Raw genomic sequence first — 13,761 nt, 5'->3', positions numbered from 1 at the left:
TCAGTAAATCTCGAACAGGCCGGCAGCACCCATGCCGCCGCCAATGCACATTGTCACCACGCCCAGCTTTGCACCGCGGCGCTTGCCTTCGTACATGAGGTGGCCCGTCATCCGCGCGCCGGTCATGCCGAAAGGATGCCCGATCGCAATGGAGCCGCCGTTGACGTTGTACTTTTCAGGATCAATGTGCAGTTGATCGCGGGAGTAGAGACACTGCGACGCAAACGCCTCGTTCAACTCCCAAAGGTCGATGTCATCAACCTTCAGCCCGTGACGCTCCAGCAGACGTGGTACGGCATAGATGGGGCCGATGCCCATTTCGTCCGGTTCGCACCCCGCGACGGCAAAGCCCTTGAAGGCGCCCATCGGCTCAAGTCCGGCTTTCTCGGCCTCGACACTGTCCATGACCACAACGGCGGCGGCACCATCAGACAGCTGGCTGGCGTTTCCGGCGGTGATGAAGTTGCCTTCGCCACGTACAGGCGGCAGACCTGCAAGCCCCTCCAGCGTGGTTGTCGGACGGTTGCATTCGTCCCGTGTGACCGTGGCCTCCTGATAGGAGATTTCCTTGGTCTCCTTGTCCTGAACGCCCATGGTGGTTTTCATCGGGACGATTTCTTCGTCGAATTTGCCTGCCTCTTGAGCGGCGGCAATACGTTGCTGGCTGCGCAGGGCAAATTCGTCCTGGTATTCCCGACTGACACCATAGCGTTCCGCCACCACGTCCGCGGTTTCGATCATTGTCATGTAGATGTCGGGCTTGTGTTCCTCCAGCCACGCATCCTTGACCGATTTGGCGTGCGGCTGCACCATGGAGATGCTTTCGACCCCACCCGCGACCATCGGCCCCGCGCCTTCCTGCGTGATGGCGTTGGCCGCCATAGCGATGGTCTGCAAACCGGAAGAACAGAAACGGTTCACGGTCACACCCGACGCCGTCACCGGCAAACCTGCGCGCAGGGCAATCTGGCGCGCGATGTTACCGCCTGTCGCCCCTTCTGGCGTGGCGCACCCCATGATCACGTCCTCGATCCGGCCCGGATCGATACCTGCGCGGGCCACGGCATGCTCGACCACATGGCCGCCCATCGCCGCCCCGTGGGTCATGTTGAACGATCCGCGAAAGGATTTGGCAAGGCCCGTGCGGGCGGAGGAGACGATAACAGCCTGTTTCATTTGGCGTTTCCTTTGTTGAGATCATCGAAGGTGCGCCCTTCAGCGACCAGTTGTTTCAAAAGCGGTGCGGGTTCCCAGAACCACGCATCTTCCTTGGCGTAGGTCTGAATGTCTGCCAGCACGGCATCCAGTCCCTGAATGTCGGCCCATTTCATCGGCCCGCCCCAATAACGCGGGAAACCATACCCGAAGAGGAGCGTCATATCGACGTCAAGGGGACGCGCGGCGATCCCTTCGCCCACCACCTTGGCGGCTTCATTGACCATCGCACACATGTAGCGGCGCACGATTTCCTCATCCGTGAAATCCCGCGGCGTGATGCCAAGCTCTTGCTGTTCAGCTTCGATCAGGCGGTCAATCTCAGGGTTCGGCGTGCCGCCCCGCTTGCCCTTTTCGTAGATGTAGTAGCCCTTACCGGTTTTCTGGCCGAAATGGCCCTGTTCGCACAGCCTGTCGATATAGGTCGGCACGCGTTCGTCCGGATGGCGCGTGGCCGCCTTGCGTTTGCGCGTCGCCCAACCGATGTCGAGACCCGCAAGGTCCGCTACGGCGAAAGGTCCCATGGCAAAACCGAAATCCACCAGCGCCTTGTCGATCTGGAACGGTGATGCACCATCCAGCACCATATGGCCTGCCGCGGCGCGGTAGGTCGCCAGAATGCGGTTGCCGATGAACCCGTCACAAACCCCCGCCTTGACCGAGATCTTGCCCAGCATCTTGCCCAGCGCAAACCCGGTCGCAACCACGTCCGGTGCGGTCTTGTCCGCGACCACGACTTCAAGCAGCTTCATCACATGCGCCGGGGAAAAGAAGTGCAGACCGATCACGTCCGCCGGGCGGGAGGTCGCTGCCGCGATTTCGTTCACATCGAGGTACGAGGTGTTCGTGGCCAGAACGCAGCCCGGCTTGCATGCCGCGTCCAGCTTGGCGAAGACTTCCTTTTTCACAGACATTTCTTCGAACACCGCTTCGACCACCAGATCAACATCAGCCAAGCTGTCATAACCGGTGGAAACCTTCAGCGTCTGCGTCGTCAGCGTATCGAACTGGTCCTGAGATATCTTCCCGCGTTTCAACGCGCCTTGCAGGTTGCCACTGATCCGGCCCTTCGCGGCTTCGACGGCCTCCTCCCTCATTTCGATCAGCACGACACCAAGACCGGACAGCAACGCCGCGGTTGCGATCCCGGCACCCATGGTGCCACCGCCGATCACACCGATGGATTTCAACTGTCTGGGATCGACACCCTTTAGCTCCGGCAGGTTACTGACCGCGCGTTCATTGAAGAACGCATGGATCAGCCCCTTGCGCTGATCGGTGTTCATCAATTCCATGAACAACTCTCGTTCCCGCTTGATCCCCTGATCAAACGGCAGCTCCGACGCGGCCTGAATGGCGCGCACAGCCGTTGCCGGACTGATCTGCCCACGGCCTTTCTTGAGCACCGCGTCATAGGTCGCATCCCAATCAATGCCTTCGGGATTTGGCATCTGGCTGACCGGACGGGGCTGCGCGCCGCCGTCCAGCAATGCCCGAGTGTAATGAATACCGACGTCTTGCGGGTCGCCTTCTTCGATCTTGTCGATGATGCCCAGTTCCAGCGCTTCGGGGGCCTTGATGTGACGACCCGTCGTGATCGCCTCGACCGCTGCTTGCGCACCAGTCACACGCGGCAAGCGCTGGGTTCCGCCTGCACCCGGCAATATCCCCAGATGCACTTCCGGCAGGCCGACCCGCGCGGTTGGTTGGGCAACGCGGTAATGACACCCCAGCGCCACCTCCAGACCACCGCCCAGCGATACACCGTGCATCGATGCCACGACCAACAACGGCGAAGCTTCGATCCGGGTGCACAGGTCAGGCAGGTTCGGTTCCATCGGCGGTTTGCCGAATTCGGTGATATCAGCCCCCGCAATGAATGCGCGTCCGTCGCCGACGATCAAGACAGCGCGCACACCGTCTTCCGCTTCGGCCCGGTCCATCGCCTCTGCCAGACCCTGCCGCACGGACTGGCTCAGCGCGTTGACCGGCGGGTTCTGGATGCGCAGCACGGCGATGTCACCGTGGCGGGAATAGGCTAGCTTGTCGGTCATCTGGGTCTCCTTGATATGTCTCAGCCGCGCCGCGTCAAGGCGGGCGCATGGCCGGTTTGCTGTTCAATGGCGCGCACCGTGTCGCGCAGGGCCGGTCCCACTTCGCTGACCATCCGCGCATCGGGCAGATCACGTGGCAGCGCGCCACAGGTGAAGGCGACGGCTTCACCGAATTCTCCGGCATAATAGGGAACGCTGACGGCATTAACAGTGCGCGCATACCGCGTTGGCGGGGGCGCAAGGACAAAACCCTGTCCCAGCAGTTGATCATAGCCTTCCTTGCGGAACTGGCTTAGCGCGGCATCCGGTGCCATGGCGGAAAAACGGTCATCTCCCAGCGTCGCCAGCACAGCCATGCCCGAGGATGAGCCGAACATCGGTATCCGGTGCCCCGGCTCAAGCCAGATGGTTGCCACGCCGTGGGGCCGCCAGGTGCGTGCCAGCAACATGCGATCCCCGTCCCGCACCGCGATCAATGCCAGCGTGCCGGTGTCATCCGCCAGCTTCTGCATCGCCTCGGACGCAAGTTCCACAAAGCTGATCGACAGCGATGCGACCGACCCAAGTGCTACTGCCGCTGGGCCTAGGCGGAACCGTTCGTTTCGCCCCCCATGACTGAGGTAGCCCAGTTCGCACAGGGTATAGGTCAGTCGCGTTACGGTGGGTTTCGGAATGCCCGTACGTTCGGCGATATCGGCGTTGGTCAGCCCGTTATCGCTGGCCCGGAACGCGCGCAGCACACCCAGTCCCCGTGCAAGGGTGTTGGCAAATTTGCGATCTGGGGACTGTTCCGTCATCTCGCCGCCATCGGGATCAGAAGGGAGATCATCGGAAAAGACATGATCAGGATCAGCACGATGATATCCACGCTGAGGAACCGCGCGATGCCCGCGAAAATCTTGTCGATAGGTGCGTCCTTGCCCACCACGTTGGCAATGACGAAGACGTTCAGGCCCACGGGCGGCGTAATCAGGCCGATCTCCAGAAGCTTGATCACCACGACACCGAACCAGATCAGGTTCAGTCCATAGCTTTCCACCAGTGGAATCATCAATGGCAGGGTCAGCACCATGATGCCAATCGGATCAAGGAACATGCCCAACAGCAGATAGATCACTGCAATGCACAGCATCAAAACAACAATGGACAATTGCGCCTCTGTGACCATGTTGACCACCATCGGGGCGACCCCGGTCAGCGCCACGAAGGCCACGAAGATCTTTGCACTGGCGGCGATCAGGAAGATCGCCGTGGTCTGCACGCAGGTTTCCTTGACCGCATCCCAAAGCCCGCCCAGCGTCAGCCGTTTTTGTGCAAATCCGATCAACGTCGCTGAGACGACGCAAACCGCCGCCGCCTCTGTCGCGGTAAAGATGCCCCCGTAGATGCCGCCGATGATCAGGACAAACAGGGTCACGGCAGGCCAGCTTTCCCAGGCGGCATGCAGCCGCTCCGCCCTCGTGTACCGCTGGTCGGTGGGCGGTGCCACTTCGGGCCTGCGCCAAACCCAGACGGCAATGACCAGAACAAAGCCCGCCAGTGTCAGCAGCCCCGGCAGAACACCGGCCAGGAACAGCGCGGAAATCGAGGTCTCCGTGAAAATGCCGTAGATGATGAACAAAACCGAAGGCGGGATCAGGGAACCCAACGTCCCCCCTGCCGCGACGCTGGCTGTGGCCAGGCGCGGATCATAGCCCATGCGCAGCATCTCGGGCGTGCAGATCTTGCCCATGGTGGATGCACAGGCAATTGAAGACCCGGTGATCGCTGAAAACCCGCCGCAGCCCATGACCGAAGCCATCGCAACGCCACCGGGCAACTTCGTCAGCCAGACTTTGGCAGCATGGTAGATCTTTGTGGTGATGTCGGCGCGGTACGCAATGTGCCCCAGCGCCACGAACAGCGGGATCATCGACAGATCATAGGAATGGATCAGGTCGAAGGAGTTGGAAAATACCATCGAAGTGGTCGCGCGGATGGCGCGTTCGGGCATGAATTCGCCCGTGCGGAAGGCAAAGATGAAGAACGTCGACACTGTCGCAACAGAGGCGAGCGTAAAGGCAATCGGTACCCGCAGTGCCAACAGGAAAAGGACCGCCGCAAAGGCGATCAGGCCGATGGATCCGGCATCCATCAAACGCCCTCCTCGTTGCCCATGAGCGTGCCGGCGTGTTGCTGTTCATCAGACACGATCCCACCCGCCAGAACGGTGCGCAGATCGCGGACGAAAAGCTCCAGCAGCCGCAGCCAGGTGGCCGCGATACCGATCACGAACAACATCAGGCCCGGCCATTTCGGCAGGTTCAGGTCACCGTAATAAAAGCTGCCCTTTTCCCAGACGCTCAGGAACTCCCGTCCCCCTGCGTAGATCAGCGGTGCCAGCCCGATCAGACCGACAAACGATCCAAAGACGATCAGCCAGGACCGTGCGCGGGCTGGAAACCGGTCGGTGATGAAAGCAACGCTCACGTGTGCCCGCGCTGCCGTGGCCGACGCGAGTGGCAGCAGGATCGCGGCCACCATCAATTCGCGCACCATCGTGACGCTGTCGGGCACGCTGGTGGAAAACACCGCCCGCGCGATCACGTTTGTCGTGATCAGAATACCAAGACAGATCACCGCAAGGGCACCCAATGCCAGCAGCACCTTTTCCAGATTGATCAGCATTACATTTCCCCCTTGGCTCGCTCGCGCGGCAGTGGAATGCGCCACCCCGGATGGGGCAGCGCCTTCCATGCTTTTTTGCCTGAAGCGGCCTTAGTTGGTCTTTGCCGCCCAAGGGTACCCTTCGGTGTCACGCACCTCAGTGTACTTGGCGATAAGGCCCCGGTACTCATCCAGCAGCGCCGCGCCATCAAGACCGGAGGCACTCGCCGTTTCAACCCAGGCATCAAGGAACTTGCCACCTGCATCGACCAGCTTGGCGCGCTCATCTGCGGGAAGCTCGATGATCTCTACGCCTGCGGCCTTCATGTCTTCGATGGCCTTGGCATTCGCGGTTGTAATCAGACGCCCGAATTCATCCGCCATGTCAGAACCGACTTCGGCCAGCATCGCCTGTTGCTCCGCGCTCAGGGAATCGTAGGTGTCCTTGTTCATGAACATGCCCAATCCACCGACCTGACCCCAGTTGAGCAGGGTGTAGCTTGTCATGACCTCTGCCTGCTTCAACGCGGCAACGGCGTAAGAATACCCCTGCGAACAATCGATCAGCCCGGTGTCGAGGCCCTGATACGCCTCATAGATCGACATGTTGACCATGTTGGCGTTCTGCTCTCCAAAAACCTTGCCGTATGCACCCACACCGCGCACCTTCAGGCCTTCAATGTCGGCAACCGACCGAATGGCAGCGTCCTTGCAGCCGATGTTGACCTGGCTTGTGGTCCAGGTGCCGATGTAGACAAGGTTCTTGTCCGCCAGGTTCTCCTGGATCTGCGCATTGGTGCGCAGCAATTCGTCGGTAGCACGCATGCCGACCCACGCATCGGGGTTGTTCACCGGCAGATCGGCAATGCCATAGGCGGCCATTTCCTGCGGATAATAGACAGCGATTACTGACCCCATGTCCGCGACACCATCACTGATGGACTGAACGGCGGCCTTGGCCTTGAACAGGGCCCCACCCCACTGAATATCGACCCGCATGTCACCGCCAGAACGATCGGCCAATGTGTCGGCAAACCATTGCAGAGCCGCTGCGCGCGCGCCGCGATTTGGGCCTGCTTCGCCGTGGATCAGAACAGTCTCGGCCGTTGCCACGCTGCCTGCAACGCTCAGCGCCGCTGCCATTGAAAGGGATTTCAGAAATTTCATATCGGGTCCTCCTCCAGAGTTATTTTGCATAGCGAAATTGTGTTTCGCACTTGTGACCGGAGGCTAGAGGGACGCCTGCGCTGGAGCAACCAGAATCTTGCGCCGCGCCCCATGCATGCAAGAAAGCCTTGCTTTAACTCGAAAAAAGCGCGGCCCGCAGCAGCTAGCTCCGGTGCCCATAGAGAAAACACCGCCCCGGAATCGCATCCGGAGGCAGTGCCAGTTCTTCCAGCTCGGCAAAGTACATCCGGTCCGAAGACACCATGAACCCGCCTTTGGCCAGCAATGGCTCAACCAGTGGAGAGATTTCTTTCGCAAATACATCGTTCTTGCGCAGGTCCTGACCACCCAGATCAGCATGAACCACGGTTGCGGTCGGGCCGAATCGGGTCAAAGCGTCGACAAGAGTCTTGCGCACGTCGCCAAGGATCAGCCGATCCTCCGACGGCGTGCTGTCGGGTTGCGCGGTCGGGTCACGCTCAAAAACAAAGATGTCACGCTCTGCCATGATCTCTCGCATGTGATGAAAGGTCCGGCCGTTGCCCAGACCCAGTTCGAAGACCGGGCCGCGCAAGCCTTTGGTCGCGGCCGCCGCATGGTTGAGGCAAGCACGTTGTGACACCATGCGATTGATAAAGACGTCAAGGCGGCTCATCCGAAGGCTCCTGATCTTGGGACAGGTCTTTCATGGGGCAACATGACAGCTTTGTGAAGGCGGCACGACACCCGACCAGAGGGGTGGACCTAGGCCAGTTAATCGGCTTCAATCCATAAACGGAGCGAAAAGTTTCTGATGTAAGGACCCCGATGACCTCATTGCTGGACGTAGACGCGCTGACGATTGGCTTTGGAAGCGCGCCCCCCGTGGTGAGCAACGTCAGCTTTTCTGTCGACGCAGGAGAAACCCTTGCACTGGTGGGCGAAAGCGGATCGGGCAAGACACTGACATGCCGCAGCGTTTTGCGGATCCTGCCTGAAACGGCAAACCTCCTTCATGGCTCCATCACCTATGCGTCAGATCAGGGGCCGATCGATCTTCTGAAGATATCGGAACGCAAGATGCGCAGCATCCGCGGCGATCGGATATCAATGATCTTTCAGGAACCCATGCGCGCGCTGTCCCCCTTGCACCGCTTGGGTCATCAGGTGGCCGAGGTGCTGCGCCTGCACAGACAGATGGGCGCGACCGAAGCCAAGCTCAGGGTGTTGGAGAAGTTCGCCAAGGTTGGCTTTGCCGATCCCGACCGCGCCTATCGGAGTTATCCGTTCGAGATGTCCGGCGGCATGCGGCAGCGTGCCATGATCGCGATGGCCATGGTCGCGGAACCCAAGCTGATGATCGCGGATGAGCCGACAACCGCGCTTGACGTGACCACACAGGCGCAGGTGCTGGGGTTGATGCGTGATTTGCAGGCAGAAACCGGCATGGCGATGATCCTTGTCACCCATGATCTGGGCGTGGTCGCGAACATGGCTCAGAAGGTGGTCGTGATGAACAAGGGCCGCGTGATGGAACGCGGCACAGCAGCGCAGGTACTGGGCAGCCCGGCACACGGCTATACCGAAAAGCTGTTTGCCGCTGCACCGATGATCCCGGAGGTGCCGGAGCCACCGCGCGTTTCCACCAAACGCGCCGATGATGTCATCCTTGATCTGCGCAACGTCAGCAAAAGCTTCGCCATGCGCGCGGGCGGTTGGCGCAAACCCACCCTGATCACGGCGTGTCGGCACGTGAACCTGCAGGTGGTGCGCGGCAAGACGCTTGCGGTTGTCGGCGAAAGCGGGTCGGGCAAGACAACCTGCGCGCGGGTGGCATTGGGGGCCGAAAGACCCGATCCCGGCGGAGAGGTGCTGTTTCATCCCGAACCCGGTGCGAAACCGCTGCCCGTCCACGCCATGTCCCACGCCCAGCGCCTTCAATTCCAACGCGAAGCGCAGATGGTCTTTCAGGACCCCTATTCGTCGCTGAGCCCGCGCATGCGGGTGATGGAAGCGTTGGTCGAGCCCATGGAAATCCACCAGATCGGAACAACGGCAGAACGGCGGGAGAAAGCGGCGGAAATGCTGGAATGGGTCGGACTGAACCCCTCCATGCTGCAACGCTACCCGCATGCGTTCTCCGGTGGTCAGCGGCAACGTCTGTCAATCGCCCGCGCCCTGACACTGAATCCTCGCCTGCTGGTTTGTGATGAACCGACGTCCGCGCTTGATGTGTCCGTTCAGGATCAGATCCTGACCCTGCTTGAGGAAATCCGCGACCGCGCAGCACTCAGCTATCTGTTTATCAGTCATGATCTGGCGGTGGTTTCCCGCATCGCCGATGAAGTCGCTGTGATGCGCGGCGGCGTGATTGTCGAACAAGCCCCGCCCGCACTTCTGTTCCACAATCCGCAGCACCCCTACACGAAAGCGCTGATCGCGGCACAGCCGGAACCGGACATCAATCGACCTATCGACCTGACCCTTGTGGCGAAAGGGGCAGGCGCGCCGACCACCTGGCCGGAGATGTACCGCTTCGAAGGACAGGACGCCCCTGCATTGCGCGCAATAGAACCCGGTCATATGGTGCGGTGCCATGCATAGAATTCTGATCCTGCTCCTGCTCCTGCTTACCCCGCCCGCATTGGCCCAGCAAACCTTCGAAGAAAGCTCTTTCTGGGCGATGGAGGTGGGGCAAGGTGATCTGCCTCCCGTAGCGGAGCGGTTGCCCGACATTCCCCTTGTCGTCGACATGGAGGCAAAGGGGCGCACGTTCGGCAAACAGGGCGGTACATTGCGCACCCTCGTGTCGCGTACCAAGGACGTCCGCCAGATGGTTGTCTACGGCTATGCCCGGTTGGTGGGATACGCCCCCGATTATGAACTGTATCCGGACATCCTGCGGGATGTGGAAGTTGAAGATGCGCGTAAATACACATTGCATCTGCGGCCCGGACATCGCTGGTCGGACGGTGCGCCCTTCACGTCGGATGATTTCCGTTATTGGTGGGAAAACGTCGTCAACAACAAGGAAATCACGCCGACCGGCCCGCCGGAGTTCATGTATATCGATGGCGTACTGGGCAGCGTGACCTTCCCCGATGAACATACGGTCGTGTTTGAGTGGCCCACGGCAAACTCCAACTTCCTGCCCCTTCTGGCACAGGCTAGCCCGCCCTTCATCTATCGGCCTGCGCACTACCTCAAGCAGTTCCACGCCGACTTTGCCGATCCGGATGCGCTGAAAAAGGAAACCCGCGCCGCGCGGGTCAAAAGCTGGGCCGCGCTGCACAACAAGCGCGACAACATGTACAAGTACGACAATCCCGCTTTGCCCACGTTGCAGCCGTGGATCAACGCGAGCGGTCGGTCCTCCAGACAGATGTTCGTGCGCAATCCCTATTATCACCGTGTCGATTCCCGCGGTGTTCAGCTGCCTTATATCGACGTCGTCGAGATGACGATCGTCGGTGGCGGGCTGATCGCGGCCAAGGCCAACGCGGGCGAGGTAGACCTGCAGGCACGCGGGCTGGACTTCCCTGATATCTCCATCCTGAAAAAGGGAGAGGTTGATGGCGGCAATTATCGCACCCTGCTATGGGCCAACGGCGCGGCCAGCCAGATCGCCATCTATCCCAACCTGAATTTCAACGACCCCGTCTGGCGCGAGATCATGCGCGATGTGCGTTTCCGCCACGCCCTCAGCCTTGGAATTGATCGGCGCATGATCAACCGGGCTCTTTATTTCGGGCTGGCGACCGAAGGCGGGATGAGTGCCGTATCCTATAGCCCGCTTTATGCAGACAAGGATATGCGCGCCTGGGCGGAGATGGACATCGATGAAGCCAACGCCTTGCTTGACGAGATGGGGCTGACGGAACGCACGCCATCCGGCATCCGCATGCTGCCCGACGGACGTCCAATGGAATTTGTCGTGGAAACAGCAGGCGAACGGCAGGAAGTGGTCAACGCCCTTGCGATCGTGATAGACACCTGGCGCGAACTGGGGATAAAGCTGATCCTGCGGCCGCTTGACCGCGATATCCTGCGCAATCGGGTCTATGCGGGCGTCAGCATGGCCGCGATCTGGTATGGCTGGGACAATGGCCTGCCAAATGCGAGCATTTCACCGAAATACCTCGCCCCCACCAGCCAGGAATTCTTTGCCTGGCCAAAATGGGGCCAATACTATCAAACCAAGGGGGAGGTCGGGGAAGCGCCGGACATGCCGCACCCCAAGCGCCTGATGGAACTGCTGTACGACTGGAACCACACCACCGACATCGACAAACGACGCGCGATCTGGACCGAAATGCTGGCGATACACGCCGAACAGCAATACGGCATCGGCATCCTGTCCGAAGCGCCCCAACCTGTGGTCGTGTCCAGACAGATGCGAAACGTCCCCGAAAAGGCCATCTGGGCGTTTGAGCCGGGTGCCCATTTCGGCATCCACAGGATTGATGAATTCTATTATGAGGACCCGCTCCAGCAGGTGACCGAATGATGTTCCTGCGGTATGCGGTCTATCGACTGTTCACCATGCTGATCACACTGTTCGTGGTGTCGATCCTTGTCTTTGCCATCATCAACCTGCCCCCGGGCGACTACCTCAGCAATCAGATCGCTGAACTGCGCGCCACGGGTCAGGCCGAAGGTGTCGCAAAGGCAGAATTCCTGCGCACGGAATACGCGCTGGATCGACCCATCTGGGAGCAATACCTGATCTGGGCCGGCTTTGCGCCGGGTCCGAACGGCTTTTCGGGATTGCTACAGGGGGACTTCGGATGGTCTTTCGAATTCGACCGCCCCGTGGCCGAGATCGTCGGGGATGCCTTGTGGCTGACGGTATTGGTCAATCTGGCGGCAGTTCTGTTTGTCTACATGATCGCACTCCCTCTGGGCGTCCTCGCCGCTGCGAAATCAGAGACATGGGTGGACTATACCGCCGGTTTCATTGGTTATCTGGGGCTTGCGACGCCGAACTTCCTGCTGGCTTTGATCCTGTTCTACTACGGGCACAAGTACTTCGATCTACCGATCGGCGGCCTGATGGACCCCATCTACGAAGGCGAGCCGATGTCATGGCCGAAGGTTAAATCGATCCTCCTCCACCTGATCATTCCGACCTTTGTCATTGGTACGTCCGGCGCGGCCGCGATGATGCAGCGCTTGCGCGCAAACATGCTGGATGAGCTAAGCAAACCCTACGTGGAAACCGCCCGTGCCAAAGGCATGGCACCCGCACGCCTGCTGACCAAATACCCCCTCCGGATGGCGTTCAACCCCTTCGTTGCCGATATCGGAAACCTGCTGCCCGCCATGGTGTCCGGCTCTGTCCTCGTCTCCGTGGTGCTGGGATTGCAGACCATCGGTCCCTCCCTTCTGACCGCGCTGAAATCGCAGGACCAGTTCCTTGCCGCTTTCATTCTGATGTTCGTGGCCCTGCTCACGCTGATTGGCACGATGATATCCGACTTGCTGCTGGTGCTGCTTGACCCGCGCATCCGTTACGGGGCACGGGGCGGATGAGCATTCAACCCGACAACCGCTATGTCGACATAGAACCATGGTCCGAAGCCACAGACATCAGCGCGCCAGAGCGGAGCGATATGGACGCGCCCGGATGGCTTCTGACCTGGCGCAAGTTCCGGCGTCACAGGCTGGCCCTCATCTCGGGTCTGTTCTTGCTGATCTGCTACCTCGTCCTGCCCATCGCGGGGTTTATTGCCCCCTACACCCCGAACGAACGCAGCGCCGACTACCTCTATGCCCCGCCGCAGTCCGTGAACGTCTGGCATGAAGGCGCATTTGTAGGCCCGTACGTCTATCCCATTACCGCCACGGCGGATCTGGTCAACTTCCGTTGGACCTACACCACGGATGAAACCACACCGATGCCGCTGAAATTCTTTTGCAACGGCGATGACTACAAGCTTTTTGGCCTGATCACCTCGGACACACATCTGTTCTGCGCCCCGGAGGGCGCGACCGTGTTTCTTTGGGGGTCGGACCGCTTGGGCAGGGATGTCTTCAGCCGCATTCTCTATGGCGCGCAGCTTTCCCTGACCGTTGGCCTGATCGGGATCACGGTCTCATTTCTGCTCGGCATCACCTTCGGCGCGATGGCCGGCTATTTCGGCGGCACGACGGATTGGATCATCAACCGGGCCATCGAAATTCTGCGCTCCCTGCCTGAACTGCCACTTTGGCTGGCGCTGTCGGCGGCGGTGCCTTCAAACTGGGGACCGGTGGCGGTTTTCTTCATCATCTCGATTATTCTAGGGGTCCTCGACTGGCCCGGCCTGGCTCGTGCGGTGCGTTCGAAATTCCTGTCCCTGCGCGAAGAAGAATTCGTGAAAGCAGCGGAGATGATGGGGGCCAAGCCATCCCGGGTGATCCGCAGGCACCTGCTGCCCAACTTCATGTCCCACCTCATCGCCAGTGCGACGCTGTCGATCCCGGCGATGATCCTTGGGGAAACGGCCCTCAGCTTCCTCGGCCTCGGGCTGCGCGCGCCTGCGGTCAGCTGGGGGGTGATGCTGAACGATGCCCAAAACCTCGCCAGTATCGAAATATACTGGTGGACCGCGATCCCCATGCTGCCGATCATCATCGTGGTGCTGGCGTTCAATTTCCTCGGCGATGGCTTGCGCGCCTCGCTGGACCCTTACAAGTCCTGATCGCTCAAGCGCCCCGG

General features: G+C 60.3%; 11 protein-coding genes. 4 read left to right on the top strand and 7 right to left on the bottom strand.

Annotated features, from left to right (window positions below; genetic code table 11):
- The 7 genes from AB4X18_RS11725 to AB4X18_RS11695 all read right to left on the bottom strand — a co-directional run bounded on the left by AB4X18_RS11725 (position 1) and on the right by AB4X18_RS11695 (position 7,737).
- Entirely contained in the window at positions 1–1,176 is a 1,176-nt protein-coding gene (locus AB4X18_RS11725; RefSeq protein ID WP_370400254.1) for an acetyl-CoA C-acyltransferase, read from the bottom strand.
- Complete coding sequence (locus tag AB4X18_RS11720) at positions 1,173–3,269, bottom strand: 3-hydroxyacyl-CoA dehydrogenase NAD-binding domain-containing protein (protein ID WP_370400253.1); 2,097 nt, start codon at positions 3,267–3,269, stop codon at positions 1,173–1,175. Before AB4X18_RS11720 ends, AB4X18_RS11725 begins: the two co-directional genes overlap by 4 nt.
- Positions 3,270–3,289: 20 nt before the next feature.
- Entirely contained in the window at positions 3,290–4,066 is a 777-nt protein-coding gene (locus AB4X18_RS11715; RefSeq protein ID WP_370400252.1) for an IclR family transcriptional regulator, read from the bottom strand.
- Positions 4,063–5,403, bottom strand: a complete 1,341-nt coding sequence (locus tag AB4X18_RS11710; RefSeq protein ID WP_370402617.1) for a TRAP transporter large permease — start codon at positions 5,401–5,403, stop codon at positions 4,063–4,065. The genes AB4X18_RS11715 and AB4X18_RS11710 overlap by 4 nt, the downstream gene beginning before the upstream one ends.
- Positions 5,403–5,936, bottom strand: coding sequence for a TRAP transporter small permease (locus AB4X18_RS11705; protein ID WP_432816622.1), 534 nt, complete (start codon positions 5,934–5,936; stop codon positions 5,403–5,405). Before AB4X18_RS11705 ends, AB4X18_RS11710 begins: the two co-directional genes overlap by 1 nt.
- Positions 5,937–6,026: 90 nt before the next feature.
- Positions 6,027–7,082, bottom strand: coding sequence for a C4-dicarboxylate TRAP transporter substrate-binding protein (locus AB4X18_RS11700; RefSeq protein WP_370400251.1), 1,056 nt, complete (start codon positions 7,080–7,082; stop codon positions 6,027–6,029).
- Positions 7,083–7,245: 163 nt separating this feature from the next.
- Positions 7,246–7,737, bottom strand: coding sequence for a class I SAM-dependent methyltransferase (locus AB4X18_RS11695; protein WP_370400250.1), 492 nt, complete (start codon positions 7,735–7,737; stop codon positions 7,246–7,248).
- A gap of 152 nt (positions 7,738–7,889) precedes the next feature.
- On the opposite strand from AB4X18_RS11695, the gene AB4X18_RS11690 reads away from it, so the two are divergent.
- From AB4X18_RS11690 to AB4X18_RS11675, 4 genes are read left to right on the top strand one after another with little or no spacing between them, the layout of a single operon-like run.
- Positions 7,890–9,665: an ABC transporter ATP-binding protein gene (locus tag AB4X18_RS11690; protein ID WP_370400249.1), complete on the top strand. Its 1,776-nt coding sequence runs from the start codon at positions 7,890–7,892 to the stop codon at positions 9,663–9,665.
- Positions 9,658–11,568, top strand: a complete 1,911-nt coding sequence (locus AB4X18_RS11685; RefSeq protein ID WP_370400248.1) for an ABC transporter substrate-binding protein — start codon at positions 9,658–9,660, stop codon at positions 11,566–11,568. The genes AB4X18_RS11690 and AB4X18_RS11685 overlap by 8 nt, the downstream gene beginning before the upstream one ends.
- Positions 11,565–12,593: an ABC transporter permease gene (locus tag AB4X18_RS11680; protein ID WP_370400247.1), complete on the top strand. Its 1,029-nt coding sequence runs from the start codon at positions 11,565–11,567 to the stop codon at positions 12,591–12,593. The genes AB4X18_RS11685 and AB4X18_RS11680 overlap by 4 nt, the downstream gene beginning before the upstream one ends.
- Entirely contained in the window at positions 12,590–13,744 is a 1,155-nt protein-coding gene (locus tag AB4X18_RS11675) for an ABC transporter permease (protein ID WP_370400246.1), read from the top strand. The genes AB4X18_RS11680 and AB4X18_RS11675 overlap by 4 nt, the downstream gene beginning before the upstream one ends.
- Positions 13,745–13,761 lie beyond the last annotated feature (17 nt).

Source organism: Sulfitobacter rhodophyticola (genome assembly GCF_041281685.2).
In the GTDB taxonomy this organism is placed as follows: domain Bacteria; phylum Pseudomonadota; class Alphaproteobacteria; order Rhodobacterales; family Rhodobacteraceae; genus Sulfitobacter.
Note: the sequence above shows the minus strand (reverse complement) of the source record. Positions and strands in the feature narration are given on the sequence as shown.